The sequence below is a fragment of the Paenibacillus sp. MMO-58 genome (assembly GCF_037146255.1).
GTDB lineage: Bacteria > Bacillota > Bacilli > Paenibacillales > Paenibacillaceae > Pristimantibacillus.
Genome location: NZ_JBBCVY010000012.1, coordinates 1 through 16,744 on the forward strand (window position 1 = coordinate 1; position 16,744 = coordinate 16,744).

The following is a 16,744-nucleotide window of genomic DNA, read 5'->3' on the forward strand; positions in this document are numbered from 1 at the left end:
GAATAGGTTATAGCTTTGTCGCTTACATTCTTGACGTTTTTGTTCTTAGAGAGCAGCTCCTGATCTGCCTTGGAGAAAAGTTTCTTACTCATGATAACCTCCTTAGATGCCCATACCAGTATACAAAAAGGACCCCACAGCCTAAACACTTTTTTTCAAGTGTTCAGTCTATGGGGTCCAGTTTATTAAGCGGCCTTCCTTTTCTTTCGGTCCCCCAAAAATAAGACAACGGGCGAGGAATAGAGGGAATTGTTCTCCTGGAGGAGCGGAGCGCTTGCCTTTGTCAGTGTGAAATCTCGTTAAACGAGTATAATCAAAATTTCACACTGGCAACAGCAACCGGAAGGAGAACAATTCCCGCCATGACGAGCGCACTTGTCTCCAATTTCCGCTATGACAAGCTTAGTTGTCTTTGTAAACAAAATAGTCAAAGTCTGCATACCGACTCCGTCCCGAAGTATCCTGGCATTGCATGCCGACAAATGCGCCGGTGAAGAAGCCGCCGCCTTGAATGTAATCATCCGACAGCTTATGCGATTCGAAGGTAACCGGCAGCGTTATCCAGCTCTCTCCGTCGAACGAGTACGAGTAGCGGTAAGTCAGCTCCGTAACGTCAACGCGGAGAAATACATATTCCACATTGCCTGGGATAACAACCTCTGAGCCTTGCAGCGGCTGCGAGAACGAGAAGTTATCGCACGCAACCAGCTCCAGAATACGGCCTTTCTCTTCATGCCGGGTAATCTGGCACGAAGTCCAGTTCTGCGTATTGTAATAGTTCACGAGACCGGCGGATTGCTGGAACGTCTCCGGGCTAAACGCTACCTTCGTCTCCGCGGTGAAGTTAAAATGCTGCCAGCGGCGGGCGACAAAAGCCTGCGTGAACTTCGAAGTCAGCGATTCTTTCCCATAGATACGCAGGTGGCCCGGGTTGTCCTTCAAGGACACAATCTTCTCGCCGAGCGGGATTCGCAAGGTCTGGAAATGAGGATTCAGCGTCTCCGAATCGAACTCGTCCTTCTCGGGGAAGTCGGGTCCCCACGCCACTTCTTCGATGTTTGGTCCTTCAATAGTCAGCGAAGGTTTATTGCCGCCTGCCACATAGGGCCAATCGTTATGCCACTCAAGACGTTGAATAGCCGTTTCTCGTCCAAGCGGGCAATAACCGCGCGGGTCCAGCAAAGGTTGTCCTTCGCGGGAGAGCGGACGACCTACCAGGTGGACAAGGAACCATTCATCCGTATGCGTCTGGACGATCGAAGCATGTCCCGCTTTTTGCAGCGCAATCCGCGGATGAGCGTGCGAAGAAATAAGCGGATTTTCCGGATGTACCTCATACGGTCCACGAATATCCTTGGAACGCGCAATAGTCGCCTGATGATCGTATTTAGTGCCGCCCTCAGCGGTCAGCAAGTAGTAATAGCCGCCTATTTTGTACAAATGCGGTGCTTCGGTCAGCTTAATGTCGGTGCCTTTGAAAATGATTTCCGCTTTGCCGACCAGACGTTGCTCAGCCGCATCATACTCCTGCAGCACGATACCGTAGAACGGGTGATTGCCAACGCGTTGATCCCACATCATGTTTACGAAATATTTTCTGCCGTCCTCATCATGGAAAAGGGAGGGGTCAAAGCCGGAGCTGTTCATATGAATCGGCTCGGACCATTCGCCGTCAATCGTATCGCAGGTAACGAGGTAGTTGTGGCAATCCTTCCATTGGCCTTCAACAACCTTTACGTCGGTGTAAATCAGCCAGAACTGATTGTCGCTGTAAGACAATTGAGGCGCCCAGATCCCGCCGGAATCCGGATTGCCCATCATGTTCAGCTGGCTTAGACGGTTCAGCGGGCGGGAGGCAAGCCGCCAATTTTTCAGATCCTTGGAATGGTAAATCCCCACGCCCGGAAACCACTCGAACGTCGATACCGCAATATAATAATCTTCGCCTACACGGCAAATGCAAGGATCCGGATTAAAGCCCGGCAAAATAGGGTTTGTAATAGTAGCCATTTCGACAAAAATCTCCTCTCGTGAGTCAGCAAATAAGCCATTGGAAAGACTGGAATTACATAGAAATTACCCATCTTAATCACAGAAATCCGCTGGTTGCTATGTTATAATATCTTAATATTATCAAGGGTTATCTTGTTATCCCATATCCATAGCAGGACTTTATTTACCCAAATCAATCATGCTGGGGCGGCCGCCGGAGAGGAAATTGAAATGGAGCAAAAAGAACGTCAAAAAAGGGAGTATATGCTGCCCGATATGGACTCGACCTTCAGGGTGTTCGGAGCCCACTCCCGAACCGTTGATTCCGGCTGGACTTATCCGCTTCACAAGCATCCGTTGTTTGAGATCAATCTAGTTCTGACGGGTACCCAGCAGTTTAGCGTTGAACGGATAAGCTACACGCAACAAGCGGGCGACCTGCTGCTCTTCAGGCCAGGCGACCGGCATGAAAGCCGGGTGTCGGGGGAGGAAGACATGACGTATTACTGCCTTCATTTTGACGTGGACGAGCCATCGTTCCGGGAGTTGCTTAACAGGAGTCCAAGATGCTTCTACCCTGCGGACAGCGAGCTTGCTATGGCGATAAGGCCGGCGCTGGACAAGCTGATCGGATTAACGGTGTCGAAAGAGGCGGTGCTGCGAACGGAAGCCCGCATGCATGTCCTGTCTGCATTATTCGAGCTGTTTGCCGCCCTTAGCGGTACATTGTCCAAGCTGAATCAGGACCCTGCCAATCTTAGAAACTCCGAGCTGGCTTCACGGGTCGCGGTTATGCTGGAGGAGGCCGTGGAGGATGCTGCGGCTGCCGGATTTATGAATGACAAAGATACGATCACCTCGATTGCCGCTGCGGTTGGATACAGCACCTCGTCGGTGAATCGTCTGTTTAGTAGGGCTTTTGGCGTATCCCCGAGGCAATACCTGTCCACGATTATGCTGAAGAAGGCGAAGCTTCTGCTGATGGATCCCGAGCAGACGATTGAAGAGATCTCCTCGAGACTTGGCTACAACAATATTGCTCATTTCAGCAGACAGTTCAAGCGGTGGACCGGGGAATCGCCAAGCCGTTTCAGGGATAGATTCCACGATTATACATATAGTGGTAAACTATAGGGAGAGGTATCTATCGCGAAACGCATGCTTCCGGCAGTCGTTTACGCTTAGATTTTTGAAGAGGAGTGACGCAGCCATGCATAACTTTAGTCGTATGCGCTCCCTGTTAGGACTGCTAATAGGTATGCTGTTTATCCTATCGGCATGTAGTAGAACGGAACTATCCATGAAGCCAATCTCCTCGGCAAAAACCGTTAATATCGGAGTAACGTACTCGCCAAATACTCTAAATCCATTGTCGCCTGTTGGACAGGTCTCTTCTTATATTTCCGGTTTAATGTATTTGCCGCTTTTTGAACTGGATCAGGATCTGACCTTTAAGCCGATGCTGGCGGATTCCATTACAACAACGGATCATAGGTTATTTACGATCAATCTGAATCCGGCCGCCGAATGGAGCGACGGGAGTCCAGTCACGGCGGATGATGTTGTTTTTACGCTGCAGCTAATGACAAGCAGGGAGATTGCTTCGACTTATGCGTATATGTTTTCCATTATAGAGGGGACAGATTCAGCGGGCTTCCGGCCGGAGGAGCAGTTGGCGTTAACCGGCGTGCAAGCCGTGGACGAGCATACGCTTACGATTAAAACCAAGGAACCGACAACCTTAACCATTATGCAGGACGCGATAGGCCGGAACTTGCTTACGCTCCCGAAAAAGTCGCTTGAAAATGCATCGATTGATCAGCTGAGGAATGGTGATTTTGTGCAAAAAACGGCTGTCGTCAGCGGTCCTTATCAGTTCGATAGCTATGTGCAGGATCAACTTGTCCAGCTGAAGGCAAACGCCGGTTATTTCAAGGGACCGCCAAGAATCAGCCGGTTAAACTTTAAAATATTGAAGGGCGAGGCGCTTGCCGATCAGCTCGAAAACGGGGATGTGGATCTTAATATTCCGTCGTTTGGAGTTATTCCGATTGATGACTACGGTAAGATCAAATCGCTCCCGAAGGTGACAACGATCAATGAGCCATCCGTTGCGACCCAATTTATGTATATCAATGAACAAGAGCTGCCGGATGCAAGGCAAAGGCAAGCCATCTCTTACGCGATCAACCGGGAGAGGATTGTAAACGATCTGCTGCGTGGAGCGGGAGAGACGGTAGACGGATTTTTCACCAGCTACAGCCCTTACCTTGACCCGTCGGTCAAACAGGCCGAATATGATCCGGACAAAGCAAAAAGCCTGCTCGCAGAGTCAGGCTGGATACCCGGTACAAAGCTGACGTTATCCGTCTTGGCCGGGGACAGCACGCTGGAGCAGGCAGCCCAAATGGCAGCCGATGATTTAAAGGCTGTTGGAATAGACGCGGAGATTCAGATGGTAAGTCTGGCCCCGCTAATCCATAAAATCGTTGAAAGAGACTACGATCTTGGCGTTATGACGGTCTCGATGTCACTCGTTAACCCGCTGCCGGACGTGAGCTATTTCCTGCAGGAAGGGAATCCCAACGGGTACCGTAATCCCGAAGTGGACAAGCTGCTCTCTTTGCTGAAATCGGAGACGCGAGAGCAGGATATGATGCAGACTTACAGCAGGCTGCAGCAAATTATGGCTGAAGATGTGCCAATGCTGTCCGTTTACGCGACCCGTTCGTTGGGCGTAGTTAATAATGCGGTCACCGGCGTGCATCCTTCCGATTACGGCATGTTTATCGATGTGCAGGATTGGGACATTAAGCGTTAAGCTTGATGTCTCTTTTCCATGTCGAGGGTGAGCACAACCGGGCAATGGTCGCTGCCGAGAATTTGGGAATCGATGCCGGCATCAACAATGGCCGGAGCAAGTCTTGCTGATGTTAGGAAATAGTCGATGCGCCAGCCGACATTCCGTTCTCTGATTTTCGGCATAAAAGACCACCAGGTATACGCATCCGTCCGGTCCGGGTAAAGGTAACGGAAGGAGTCGATAAATCCGGCGTCAAGCAGACGCGTCATTTTTTCCCGTTCCTCGTCCGTGAAGCCGGAGTTGCCTCGGTTCGACTTCGCGTTTTTCAGATCGATTTCCTGATGAGCCACGTTTAAATCCCCGCATACGATCACCGGTTTATGTTCGTCCAGCTTAGTGAGATAACCTCTGAACAGCTCTTCCCAAGCCAGCCGGAAATCCAGCCTCGACAGGTCCCGCCTGGCATTTGGCGTGTACACCGTTACGAGATAAAAGCTCTCGTACTCAAGCGTGATAACCCGTCCTTCGTTATCTTCGTCTTCTTCGCCTAAGCCGTAGCTTACGGACAGAGGCTTATGCTTCGTAAAAATCGCGGTGCCGGAGTACCCTTTTTTCTCGGCATAATGCCAGAACAGATGATAGGCTTCGCCAAGCTCCAGGTTGATTTGTCCTTCCTGAAGCTTCGTCTCCTGCAGGCAGAAGAAATCCGCGTCCATCTCGTTAAAATAATCCAAAAATCCTTTATTTACACAGGCTCTAAGGCCGTTAACATTCCAGGAAACAAACTTCATCGCTCGCGAATCTCCTTCTCTATTAACTCTCGTACTCTAGTGTAACATACGCTTATCCGTTCGAAGGCTTTAAAATTTTGCCTATGCGGCATACGCCATGGCGGACAGTTCTGTTACAATAAAGGGACTTAAAGACGAGAAAGAGGAGATCGCATGAAGTTCAGACCGTGTATCGACCTGCATAGCGGGAAAGTGAAGCAAATTGTCGGAGAGACGCTGGATGCCAATCCGGGGCGCGTGGTTGAAAATTTTGTGTCCGAGCATGACTCGGCTTATTACGCTTCGATGTTCAAGCGGGATGCGCTCGCAGGCGGTCACGTCATTATGCTGGGCGGGGGCAATGAAGAGGCGGCGTTATCCGCTTTGCGCGAATATCCGGGAGGCCTGCAGATCGGCGGAGGGATTACGGCGGATAACGCGGCAAAATATCTCGAGGCCGGTGCCTCGCAGGTTATTGTGACGTCATATATTTTCCGCGACGGCGAGCTGAATATGGACAACCTGAAGCGGATTGTCTCCGAGGTTGGCAAGGACAAGCTAGTTATCGATCTGAGCTGCAAGCAAAAGGACGGAAGCTGGTATGTCGTGACGAATCAATGGCGGACCTTCAGCAGCTTCCAGGTGAACGAAGCCAATCTTCGCGAGCTGGAATCGTATTGCAGCGAGTTTCTCGTGCATGCGGTAGACGTGGAAGGGAAGCGGACGGGCATTCTGGAAAGCTTGGTGAAGCAGCTGGCCGATTGGGTAACCATCCCGACGACTTATGCCGGCGGCGCGCGCTCGCTGGAGGATCTCGAGCTGTTCCGCCGTTTGACGGACGGCAAGCTGGATATTACGATCGGCAGCGCGCTGGACATCTTCGGCGGCAACCTGTCCTATGATGAGGTAGTGGCTTACTGCCGGTAGAGAGAGTTGTTTTTCGCTTAATAGCAGGAGCACGAGAAAATGTATCTTCTTCCACTGCTGTTGCCTTCCCTTTGCCTGAACAATTTTTAAAGGTTGCAAAGGGAAGGCAAAGGCAGGCGCTAACGCTCTCCAGAAGATACATTTTCTCTGCCCTGAAAGCGAAAAACAGACTACTCTTTACCGTGGCGCATAAACAGCCACACGCCGAAGAGGATCACGATGCCTGCGCCAAGCTGCCAACCCGTGAGAGCCTCCTTGAGCAGTGCCCAGGCTAACAGCGAAGCGATAACCGGCTCGCCCAGCACGGACATGGAGACGGCCGTTGCGTTCATATACTTCAGCAGCCAATTGAACAGATAATGGCCGAACAGCGTTGGCACAATTGCCAGCAGCAGGAAGATGCCCCACTCATGCGAGCTGTAGCCGGTAAACCGGTAGCCTTGAATAAGGTTATAGACGGCAAGCGTCGTAGCGGCAATGGCAAACACAAGGAAGTTATAGGCGAAGGCGCTTGTGCTGCTCCGGAGCTGCTTGCCGATCAGCATATGGAGCGCTACCGCAATCGTGCCGAGAATCGACAGGACGTCGCCGTACAAAGCTTCCTTCGATAAGGCCAGGTCGCTCGAGCCGATAATAACCGTGCCGATCATGGCAATTCCCATGCCGATCAGCATTATTTTGTTGGCCTTCGTCTTGAAGATGAAATAAGAGCCCAGCATGACGAGCACCGGTTCAAGCGCCAGGAAGATCGTTGAGCTTGCAACCGTGGTATGCTTGAGCGACGACATCCAGAACAGGAAATGCAAGGCAAGCATAACACCCGAAGCAAGCAGCAGTAGAAGCTGGCGGATCGTATGGTAGAGCAGCTCCTGCTTGTATCTCCATGCCAGCGGCAGCATAATCAGGACAGTCAGGTAGAGGCGGTACATGCCGATAACCGATGGCTCGGCGCTGGACCATTTGATGAAGATGGACGAGAACGAAATGGCGATGATGCCAACGACGTAGAGGAGCTCGTAGGCGGAGAAAGACTTGGATGCGCGATTCATGAATGATACTTCTCCCATGCAATAAAATTCGTATAAAAACCCCAACATGTAATACTACTACAGGAGGGTATCGGGAGCAATTTGAAACTGTTGGTTTTAGACTTCAAAAAACGATTGACAGCCTTTTCCCAACCCGCTATGATCTTATCAACAGATACGGATTGACGAAAATGTCAGTCTGTAACAGGAGATCGAATCGACTGGACCAACCAGAGATTCAATGGAGCTGTCTGCTTAGACGTCCATTGGATCTTTTTTTATACCCTAATTCCAACTATTCCAATAAGGAAAAATAAAATTAGGGGAGAACAATCCAACAGAGGAGGTGCCGGCTATGTCGACGGCATTATTGGAGATTGTAGACGTAAGCAAAACGTTCCGCAATTCAAACGAGGCGGTTCCCGTGCTTGACCGGTTGAAGCTGACCATCAACCAAGGGGAGATTGTATCGATCATTGGACCAAGCGGCTGCGGGAAAAGCACGCTGCTCAAGATTGTAGCGGGGCTGGATGTCGATATCGAAGGCCGTGTTCTGCTTGAAGGCGAGCAAGTGAAGAAGCCGTCCCAGGAGAAAGGGTTTATTTTTCAGGAGCATCGTTTATTTCCTTGGCTCACGGTTGAGCGCAACATCGCGGCCGACCTATCTCTTCGCAACCCGGAAACCCGCAAGAAGGTAGATCAGCTGATCAAGCTGGTTAAATTGGAGGGCTTCGAAAAAGCTTATCCGAAGCAGCTGTCCGGGGGCATGTCCCAGCGGGTGGCTATCGCGAGAGCGTTGCTCCGAAATCCGAAGGTGCTGCTGCTCGATGAGCCGTTTGGCGCGCTGGATGCCTTCACCCGCAGCCATATGCAGGAGGCGCTGCTGGATATTTGGCGCGAAAACCGCACAACGATGCTATTTGTCACTCACGATATCGACGAAGCGGTCTTCCTGTCTCACCGGGTTATCGTTCTGGACCCTCGTCCCGGCCGGATCAAAACGATTGTTCCGATCGATCTTCCGTTCCCTCGCAAAAGAACAGGCACGGCGTTCCAGGACCTCCGCACGTTAATCCTCCGTGCTCTCGATCACGAGGAGCCGGATAAAGAAACGTATACCATCTAACTCCGACCGATGTTTAGGCCTCTTGTGACTCTTGTTTTAACGTCCAGCGGAGATTGTTTCGGTGGAATGCGACTTTGCGTGTTTTTAAAGGCTAGCGGAGGTTGTTTGGTCGAGTGCGAATGTCCTGCTGTTAGCGGAGGTTGAACGGTCGAGTGTGACTATTGCGCGGTTGTTTCAACCTATGAAAAATTCTAATTCAAGAAACAAACCGCAAGGAACAATCGATCGATCAACCGGAGCGTCGCAAGGAGCAATCGACCGAACAACCGAAGCCTCAGCGCCGAACAAACCGCAAGGAGCATCTGCTCTAAACAACCGGAGCCATGAAAGGAAGATAACCATGTCAAATCCTGCAACTGAAGCATTAAAAGGAGTATCCCCGGCGGCTTCCAAGCCTGCCGCTGCTGTTCGCGCCTCGAGGAAGAAAGGCGATTTCAAGGGAAGAAAGCTTCTGATGGGCAGCTTACTGCCTCTTATTATTCTTGGAGGGTGGCAATATGTAAGCGGCACGGGAATCGTAGACGCGATGATGTTCCCGGCTCCGTCTTCCATTATTAAAGAGTTTTATGAAATGATCGTCTCCGGAGAACTGTTCCGCCATCTGGAGATTAGCGTACTACGGGCGTTGCTCGGATTTCTGCTTGGCGGCAGCCTTGGCCTGATTTTTGGCCTAACGGTTGGCATGTTCAGCAAGGTCGAGGAGATCGTGGATCCTACCGTTCAAATGATTCGCACCGTACCGCTGCTCGCGATTACGCCGCTGTTTATTTTGTGGTTTGGGTTTGGGGAGACGTCGAAAATCCTGCTGATTGCGCTGGGAGCGTTTTTCCCGCTGTATGTAAATACGTTTCTTGGCGTACGGAACGTGGATTCCAAGCTGTTTGACGTGGCGAGGGTGTTGGAATTCAAGAAGGTGAACCAGATGATCCGCCTTGTCCTTCCGGCGGCAATGCCCAACGTGCTGCTGGGACTCCGGCTTTCGATCAGTATTGCGTGGCTGGTGCTTGTCGTGGCTGAACTGATGGGTGCCGACCGGGGCATCGGCTACTTGATCCAAGATGCCCGGTCGTTTATGCGCACCGAGGTTGTGTTTATCGGCATTATCCTGTTTGCTGCCGTCGGCAAGCTGACGGACTCGCTGGTACGGGTACTGGAGCGGCGCCTTCTCAAATGGCGCGACAGCTACAAGGGTTAGCTGCCGGCCGGGCTTTGCTGCGGCGGAGCCTGACGCGGCGGCAGCTTGGCGGCCTCCGCTTCGAAATATTCCTTCAGCTCGGCTTCCTTGCGCGGATCCGTCAAAGCAATCTTGCCTTCCAAATGCTTGCTGACCAGCAGCTCCCAAGTGGGGGCTGCCTTTTGAGTACGCATCGCGCGCACGGCGTTTTTGACCATGCGGCGTTCCTTCGCGTTGGTGTACAGGTCCTTGTACTTCTGCTTATAAGCATCGAGATCCAAGTGATCGAAGATGGCGCGGAATACGTCGGCCGTCATAATCGCATCGTCCAGCGCCCGGTGGGCATTCCCTTCGAAGACCAGGTTAAGATCGGCCAAAGCGGCTTCTACGCTGACGTCGTTTGTGATATTTTTATAGCGGAGATAGCCCTTCAGCAGGTCGAAAGTATCCATGGACAGCCAGAAAGCGTCATCCAGCTTATGCATCCGCGTATCGTAGACGATCCGTTTCAGGTCTTCGCCGCCCCAAGTAAAGAGCATAAAGGGCTCTCCGCGGTCCAGCCACTTCATAAACTCGCCGATCACGCGAGGGAATTTTGGCGCTATATCAATCTCTTCCTGCGGAATACCCGTTTTTTTCTTGATAAAGGAATTCAGCTTGGAGAAGTAGACCGGCTTGATCAAGGAAGAAAAAATATCGGTCTGCTGCAAATCGGCATTCAGCCGTACGGCGCCAATCTCAATGACTTCCATGGGGAGGTCGCTTGCGAATTTGCGTCCGTTAAATTCAATGTCTAGAATTATATAATCCATGTATTAACCCCCGATAAATTGCTCATGCCTATCCATTCTAACAGAAATGCGAAGGAAACAGGAATGAGCGTATGAGAACCTCTTGAGAGGATCATGGCGAAGGAGCAGATATTATGGCCAGGAACGTCATCAAAGACCAGCAGCAGAGGGAACTGCGCCGCAATCAGATATTGTCGGCGGCGGCTTCCGTATTTACCGTGCGCGGCGTAGCCGTAGCGAAAATATCCGATATTGCGACCGAAGCGGGATTAAGCTACGGTCATGTTTATAATTTTTTCGAATCCAAGGAGAAGATTCTATTGGCACTTGTACAGTCCTCGCAGGAAAGGTACACCGAGCTGTTGCTCGAAGCGCGCGGCGGCAGCGGTACGTCACTCGATAAACTCAGATGGCTCATCGAGCAATATCTGCAGAAGGGCAGGACGTCCACGCATTTCTGGGTCGTGCTGCAGGCACAGGCGACCGAAGTGCTGAATCCGGAGGAGAAAGCGGAGATCAATCAGAAGGCTCAGGCTAACCGCGATCTGCTCGCGGATATTATACGCGACGGGCAGGCGGAAGGTACAATCGTGGAAGGGGATGCGGTTGAACTGGCAACGCTCCTGCTGTCCCTGTTTCAAAGTACGTCGATATGGGGCTACCGCGGCTTTGGCGAGCCTTCCGGTCATGCCGTCGATATTATGCTGAGGCTTGTTGCGAAAAAGTAAACCAAGCAGGTTGGAATAATCGGAAAAAAGTGGTTGACAGCCAAAAAGTCAGCTGGTATGATCAGAATCACCAAATGACAAATTGATCATTTTATCAGTTTGTCGAACGAAGAGAATGAAGAATCGACTGGACGACCGGAGATTCGATTTCCTGACCTTTTACCTGATCACAGGGGGAGGGTAGGGATCGAATCTTTTTTTATTCTCTAAATCCGATTAAACAAATAAATAAACTTGTATTAAAGGAGATGGAGCATGATGAAGAGAAACAAATTTCGGGCTTTAACGCTGACAGCCTTGTCGGTAATCGCGCTGGTGACGGTGCTGGCCGGCTGCGGCGGCAAGGCGTCAAAGGATTCAACCGCATCCGCGGCATCGGCTAACGGAGATGCGGCTGAACGGCCGCATGTAACGGTCAACGTAGCGATCAACGGAGGATTATCGCCGCTGCTTCTGGCAAAGGAAAAGGGTTGGCTTGAGGAGGAGTTCAAGACGCTAAACGCCGACGTCAGCTGGAGCGAATTCCAGAGCGGGCCTCCGCTGCTTGAGTCGCTTGCTTCCAAACGCGTCGATCTCTCCTTCCTGGGGGATGGCGCTACGATTTCCGGTTTATCGGCCAACCTGCCTTTCGAGGTTATCGCTCTTCTAAGCGACGGTAAGCTGTCCAACTCGATTATTACGCCGAAGGATAAAGGGATCTCGAAGGTTGAGGACCTGAAGGGCAAGTCCATTGCGGTTGCCAAAGGCACAACGGCGCATGTGTTCCTGCTGAAAGTGCTGGAGAAGTACGGGCTGAGCGACAAGGACGTCAATCTGATTGCTCTGCAGCCGGAGGATGCGCTGCCGGCTTTCGAGACCGGCAAAGTGGATGCATGGGTAACGTGGGATCCTTACACGACGAAGGAGACGGCATCGGGCAAAGCGACGATTATCGCGGGCTCCAATGAAGGCATTGCCGCACCGGTATCGGCTATCGCAAGAACGGATTTTGCAAAGAGCAATCCGGAGCTGGTCACGGCGTTCCTGAAAGTTTACAAGCAGGCGATTGATTGGCAGAACGCCAACACCGACGAAGCGGTTAAGATCTATGCGGATCTGAAAAAGATTGACGCAAGCGTGGTAAAAGCGCTGCTCGCCAGCTCCGCGCCGAGTCTTCGCGCTTATTCTCAGGAAGAGCTGGATGCGCAGCAGAAGTCGGCGGAGCTCTTGCTCAGCAACGGCTTCATTAAGAACAAGATTAGCTTCCAGGATCATGTCGACGCGAGTTTTCTTGAGAAGCTGTCCCAATAAACCTTTTATAAAAGGAGCGATTAACCATGACTCAATTAACCGTAGACACATCCCGTCAATTTGATCTTTTTTCGAAACGCACGATTCAAGGCGGCCCGCGATTCCTGCAGCGTTTGGCTGATGGCCTGGAAGACCGTCCTTATACGTTGTTCACGCTGAAGCCGCTTGGCCCGGTGATTGGCGCCGAGATTGAAGGAGTAGACCTCAGAGAGCAAGTATCGCCGGATGTAAAAGCAGAGCTTCACCGCGCGCTGCTGGAGTGGAAGGTGTTGTTTTTCCGCAACCAGGACATTACAAGCGAGCAGCAGCTGAATTTTGCCAAACAATGGGGAGAGCTTGAGAACCATCCGTTCCTGCCAAAGGGCGCGGCGGCGGAGATTACCCGTTTCGAGAAGGATGCGAACATGAAGGGGCAGGAGAACAACTGGCATACCGACGTAAGCTGGCGCTTGGAGCCATCCCTCGGAGCTGTTCTGCGGTTGTCCGAAGTGCCTCCACAAGGCGGAGATACGCTGTGGGCAGACATGGGTGCTGCTTACGATAACCTTCCTGAAGCCGTGAAGGAACGGATTAACGGCTTAACCGCCATTCATGATTTTACGCCAACCTTTGGCCGGAACATGCCGCCGGAGCTGCTTGCGCAGAAGCAGGCTGAATTCCCTGCCGCAGAGCATCCGGTTGTCCGTACGCATCCGGAGACGGGACGCAAGACGTTGTTCGTGAATCCGATTTTTACGACGCGTATTGTTGGCCTGGATGAGGAAGAAGGAGAGAAGCTGCTCCAGTACCTGTTCCGTCAAGCGGAGATTCCGGAATATCAAGTGCGTTTTAATTGGGAGAAAAATTCGATTGCGCTGTGGGATAACCGCGCGACCCAGCATTACGCCTCTTCCGATTATTATCCGAACCGCCGCGTTGCGGAACGGATTTCCATTCTTGGCGACCGTCCTTATTAATTATATACTTAGGGCAGGCTTGGCCTATCATAGCGTTCTAAAAGGAGAGGAAGCACTTGCCCGCATCAACATGGATTCAGCATTCCGTTATTTTTACCTTGAAGCATGCCGAAGGCTCGGAGCAGGAACGTCAGTTTCTCGAGGACGGCAAAGCGATTCTAAGTTCTATTCCCACGGTTCAGCAGTTCCGGGTTTTCCGTCAAGTAAGCCCGAAGAATGACTATAAATTCGGGTTCTCGATGGAGTTCGCCGATCAGGCGGCTTACGAGGCTTATAATGCGCATCCGCTGCATGTTGCCTTCGTATCGGAGCGTTGGGAGAAGGAAGTAGAAGCGTTCCTCGAAATCGATTATTCGGAAGTTTAAAGAAGTATAGACAATGGAGGGTGTTCCTTTGGAGCCGGTTCAGGCTGTTGGGGACACCCTCTTTTTGCTTGCTCAAAACATTAATATGCCGGTTCAAAGGTAAACGAAGCAATATTCATGACAAGCACGTATTTGGTCTGGTTTGTATTCGTAGTCAAGGTGAGGTAAGCAGGGTCAAAAGCCGTCAGAATGCCTTGTACATCGCCGGCTGCGGTCGATACGGTCATTAACTGGCCCTTGTGGCGGGTCATCAGGGAGAAAAGGGTGGAGCCTGGCGTAATAAGATGGGAAGCGGATGGCGTTGTCATTGGATTCATTCCTTTCTGGTTAGGTCTGACTCGTATATTATAAGTATCCGCTTACAAGCGAAAACGGAACCAGTTTTTTTGCAGGGTTGTCCGAAGGTTAAACATAGGCCTATAATGGAGCGGGAATGTTCAATCTTTTTGCGTTTATTTCACCTATGACTATGGGAGGTCATTTTTCATGAAGAAGCTGAAAGTACTTGGGCAATTAACAGAGGCGGGTGTCGTAGCGGTTCTGCGCGCGGATTCGCCGGAGGAAGTAGCTGAGATGGCGCGCCGTGCCATTAAAGGCGGAATTAAAGCGATTGAAATTACGATGACAGTGCCGTTCGCGCTCCGTGCGATTGAACAGCTGTCCAAAGAGTATTCCAGCACGGCTTCGCCGGATGCGGACAACTTCGCTATTATCGGCGTAGGTACCGTGCTTGATCCGGAAACGGCACGCGCGGCGATTATGGCCGGAGCGGAATTTGTAGTGGCACCTGCTTTTAACCCGGATACGATTAAGCTTTGCAACCGTTACGCGATTCCGGTTATGCCGGGCACGATGACGGTTCATGAAATTCAAAGCGCTCTTGAGATGGGCGTTGACGTAGTCAAGCTGTTCCCTGGCAACCTGTTCTCGCCAAGCATCATTCCATCGATTAAAGGTCCGCTGCCGCAGGCAAACATTATGCCAACGGGCGGCGTATCGCTCTCCAACCTGAAGGATTGGGTCAAAGCGGGCGCCGTGGCAGTAGGTATCGGTTCCGACCTGACGAAGGATGCCGTAGCAACAGGCGACTTCTCGCTGATCGAGCAAAAAGCAAGCGCTTATATGGAAGCCTATCGCGCCGCGAAAGGGCTGTAAGATTTTGAAACGTCCCGGGGATGGAGAGCTTAGCCGCTCCCTCTTGGGGCGTTTTTGCATGCTGGGCCTGGAATTATGCCGACCCGGCATGGATATGAAGCGGTAATCGTATTGAAATGACCCGGTGATTTTGTATAAAGTAGTACTATGTGCATGTAAACATGAAGGAGGCCGTTAAAGAGCATGGAATACCGGATTGAGAAAGACACAATGGGCGAGATCAAAGTTGCTGCGGATAGAATGTGGGGAGCTCAAACCCAACGCAGCTTGGAAAACTTCAAAATCAGCGGCGAGAAAATGCCGATTCAAGTCGTATATGCGATGGCGATCATCAAGAAAGCAGCTGCAAACGCAAACCTGAAGCTTGGCAAGCTTGATGCGGAGAAAGCCGGCGTCATCGGCGAAGCGGTTGACGAGATTCTGGCTGGCAAATGGGACGAGCATTTCCCGCTTGTTGTATGGCAGACAGGCAGCGGCACGCAAACGAACATGAACGTGAACGAAGTGGTTGCTCACCGTGCGAACCAATTGCTTGCTGAACGCGGCAGCGAAGCCCGCATCCACCCGAACGATGACGTGAACCGTTCCCAAAGCTCGAACGATACGTTCCCGGCAGCTCTGCATATCGCGGGCGTAATCGACGTGGAAGACAAGCTGATCCCTTCGATCGATGTACTGGCTGGTACATTTGTTGAGAAGATGGAGAAGTTCGACAACATCGTTAAAATCGGCAGAACGCATCTGCAGGATGCTACTCCGATTACGCTTGGCCAAGAAATCAGCGGCTGGCATGCTATGCTCGAGAAAACACGCGCGATGCTGATCCAAAGCATTGATCAAATGCGTGAACTGGCGCTTGGCGGCACGGCGGTTGGTACAGGCCTGAACGCTCATCCGGACTTCGCGGTGAAGGTAGCGGAAGAAGTAACGGCTCTGACTGGCAAAACGTTCATCACAGCTCCTAACAAGTTCCACTCGCTGACAAGCCATGATCAAATCGTGTACGCGCATGGTGCGGTAAAAGCGCTCGCGGCGGATCTGATGAAGATCGCGAACGACGTTCGCTGGCTGGCAAGCGGTCCTCGCTGCGGGATCGGCGAGATCTCCATTCCGGAGAACGAACCGGGCAGCTCCATCATGCCGGGTAAAGTAAACCCTACGCAAAGCGAAGCGCTGACAATGGCAGCTTGCCAAGTGTTCGGCAATGACGCAACGATTGGCTTCGCGGCAAGCCAAGGCAACTTCGAGCTTAACGTGTTCAAGCCGGTTATTATCTACAACTTCCTGCAATCCGTTGCTCTGATGGCGGACGGCATGATCTCGTTCAACGATAACTGTGCGATTGGCATCGAGCCTAACGAAGCGGTAATCAAGCGCAACCTCGAGCAATCGCTCATGCTGGTAACGGCGCTGAACCCTTACATCGGCTACGAGAACGCGGCGGCAATCGCGAAAAACGCGCACAAAAAAGGACTGACGCTGAAAGAATCCGCGATCGCAAGCGGCCTTCTCACTTCGGAGCAGTTCGACGAATACGTGAAGCCGGAAGCGATGGTAGGCAAACGTTAATAGATGAGGCAGGCTCCGGTTCCCGGAGCCTGTTTTTTTGTGTGCGGGCCGTCCGGGGAGGCGCACCGCG

16 protein-coding genes are annotated in these 16,744 nt (G+C 51.7%); 11 read left to right on the forward strand and 5 right to left on the reverse strand.

Annotated features, from left to right (window positions below; translation table 11 throughout):
• Positions 1-402: 402 nt before the first annotated feature.
• Positions 403-2,010 (reverse strand): glycoside hydrolase family 43 protein, encoded by a 1,608-nt coding sequence (locus WFJ73_RS27070; RefSeq protein WP_336776058.1) that lies wholly within the window; start codon positions 2,008-2,010, stop codon positions 403-405.
• 213 nt (positions 2,011-2,223) lie between these two features.
• Here WFJ73_RS27070 and WFJ73_RS27075 point away from each other — a divergent pair, with 213 nt between their 5' ends.
• A complete protein-coding gene (locus WFJ73_RS27075) occupies positions 2,224-3,126 on the forward strand; it encodes an AraC family transcriptional regulator (protein ID WP_336776059.1) in 903 nt (300 codons plus the stop codon).
• A gap of 76 nt (positions 3,127-3,202) precedes the next feature.
• A complete protein-coding gene (locus WFJ73_RS27080) occupies positions 3,203-4,813 on the forward strand; it encodes an ABC transporter substrate-binding protein (protein ID WP_336776060.1) in 1,611 nt (536 codons plus the stop codon).
• Here the strand turns inward: WFJ73_RS27080 and WFJ73_RS27085 are convergent.
• Positions 4,810-5,586: an exodeoxyribonuclease III gene (locus WFJ73_RS27085; protein WP_336776061.1), complete on the reverse strand. Its 777-nt coding sequence runs from the start codon at positions 5,584-5,586 to the stop codon at positions 4,810-4,812. The two genes, WFJ73_RS27080 and WFJ73_RS27085, sit on opposite strands and share 4 nt — an antisense overlap.
• Before the next feature lie 153 nt (positions 5,587-5,739).
• On the opposite strand from WFJ73_RS27085, the gene hisA reads away from it, so the two are divergent.
• Positions 5,740-6,492 (forward strand): phosphoribosylformimino-5-aminoimidazole carboxamide ribotide isomerase, encoded by a 753-nt coding sequence (gene hisA / locus WFJ73_RS27090; RefSeq protein ID WP_336776062.1) that lies wholly within the window; start codon positions 5,740-5,742, stop codon positions 6,490-6,492.
• Positions 6,493-6,662: 170 nt separating this feature from the next.
• Here the strand turns inward: hisA and WFJ73_RS27095 are convergent, their stop codons facing one another.
• Positions 6,663-7,541 (reverse strand): DMT family transporter, encoded by an 879-nt coding sequence (locus tag WFJ73_RS27095; RefSeq protein ID WP_336776063.1) that lies wholly within the window; start codon positions 7,539-7,541, stop codon positions 6,663-6,665.
• Between the two features lie 334 nt (positions 7,542-7,875).
• On the opposite strand from WFJ73_RS27095, the gene WFJ73_RS27100 reads away from it, so the two are divergent.
• The gene (locus tag WFJ73_RS27100) at positions 7,876-8,646 is read left to right on the forward strand and encodes an ABC transporter ATP-binding protein (protein ID WP_336776064.1); all 771 of its coding nucleotides are present in this window, start codon (positions 7,876-7,878) and stop codon (positions 8,644-8,646) included.
• Between the two features lie 340 nt (positions 8,647-8,986).
• Entirely contained in the window at positions 8,987-9,841 is an 855-nt protein-coding gene (locus WFJ73_RS27105) for an ABC transporter permease (protein ID WP_336776065.1), read from the forward strand.
• Here the strand turns inward: WFJ73_RS27105 and WFJ73_RS27110 are convergent.
• Entirely contained in the window at positions 9,838-10,632 is a 795-nt protein-coding gene (locus WFJ73_RS27110) for a 3'-5' exonuclease (protein WP_336776066.1), read from the reverse strand. The two genes, WFJ73_RS27105 and WFJ73_RS27110, sit on opposite strands and share 4 nt — an antisense overlap.
• A gap of 113 nt (positions 10,633-10,745) precedes the next feature.
• Between WFJ73_RS27110 and WFJ73_RS27115 the strand changes: the two genes are divergently transcribed.
• The 4 genes from WFJ73_RS27115 (at position 10,746) to WFJ73_RS27130 (ending at position 13,950) form a co-directional block, all read left to right on the forward strand.
• Positions 10,746-11,339, forward strand: a complete 594-nt coding sequence (locus WFJ73_RS27115; RefSeq protein ID WP_336776067.1) for a TetR/AcrR family transcriptional regulator — start codon at positions 10,746-10,748, stop codon at positions 11,337-11,339.
• Positions 11,340-11,594: 255 nt separating this feature from the next.
• Positions 11,595-12,629, forward strand: a complete 1,035-nt coding sequence (locus WFJ73_RS27120) for an aliphatic sulfonate ABC transporter substrate-binding protein (protein WP_336776068.1) — start codon at positions 11,595-11,597, stop codon at positions 12,627-12,629.
• Between the two features lie 26 nt (positions 12,630-12,655).
• Positions 12,656-13,585 carry a TauD/TfdA dioxygenase family protein gene (locus WFJ73_RS27125; RefSeq protein WP_336776069.1) on the forward strand — a complete coding sequence of 310 codons (930 nt, stop codon included), beginning with the start codon at positions 12,656-12,658 and terminating at the stop codon, positions 13,583-13,585.
• Between the two features lie 56 nt (positions 13,586-13,641).
• Positions 13,642-13,950, forward strand: coding sequence for a Dabb family protein (locus WFJ73_RS27130; protein WP_336776070.1), 309 nt, complete (start codon positions 13,642-13,644; stop codon positions 13,948-13,950).
• Between the two features lie 80 nt (positions 13,951-14,030).
• Here the strand turns inward: WFJ73_RS27130 and WFJ73_RS27135 are convergent, their stop codons facing one another.
• Positions 14,031-14,258: a DUF2642 domain-containing protein gene (locus WFJ73_RS27135; protein ID WP_336776071.1), complete on the reverse strand. Its 228-nt coding sequence runs from the start codon at positions 14,256-14,258 to the stop codon at positions 14,031-14,033.
• 178 nt (positions 14,259-14,436) lie between these two features.
• On the opposite strand from WFJ73_RS27135, the gene WFJ73_RS27140 reads away from it, so the two are divergent.
• Positions 14,437-15,105, forward strand: a complete 669-nt coding sequence (locus WFJ73_RS27140; RefSeq protein ID WP_015842390.1) for a bifunctional 2-keto-4-hydroxyglutarate aldolase/2-keto-3-deoxy-6-phosphogluconate aldolase — start codon at positions 14,437-14,439, stop codon at positions 15,103-15,105.
• A gap of 183 nt (positions 15,106-15,288) precedes the next feature.
• Entirely contained in the window at positions 15,289-16,674 is a 1,386-nt protein-coding gene (fumC, locus tag WFJ73_RS27145) for a class II fumarate hydratase (RefSeq protein WP_336776072.1), read from the forward strand.
• The last annotated feature ends 70 nt before the right edge of the window (positions 16,675-16,744 follow it).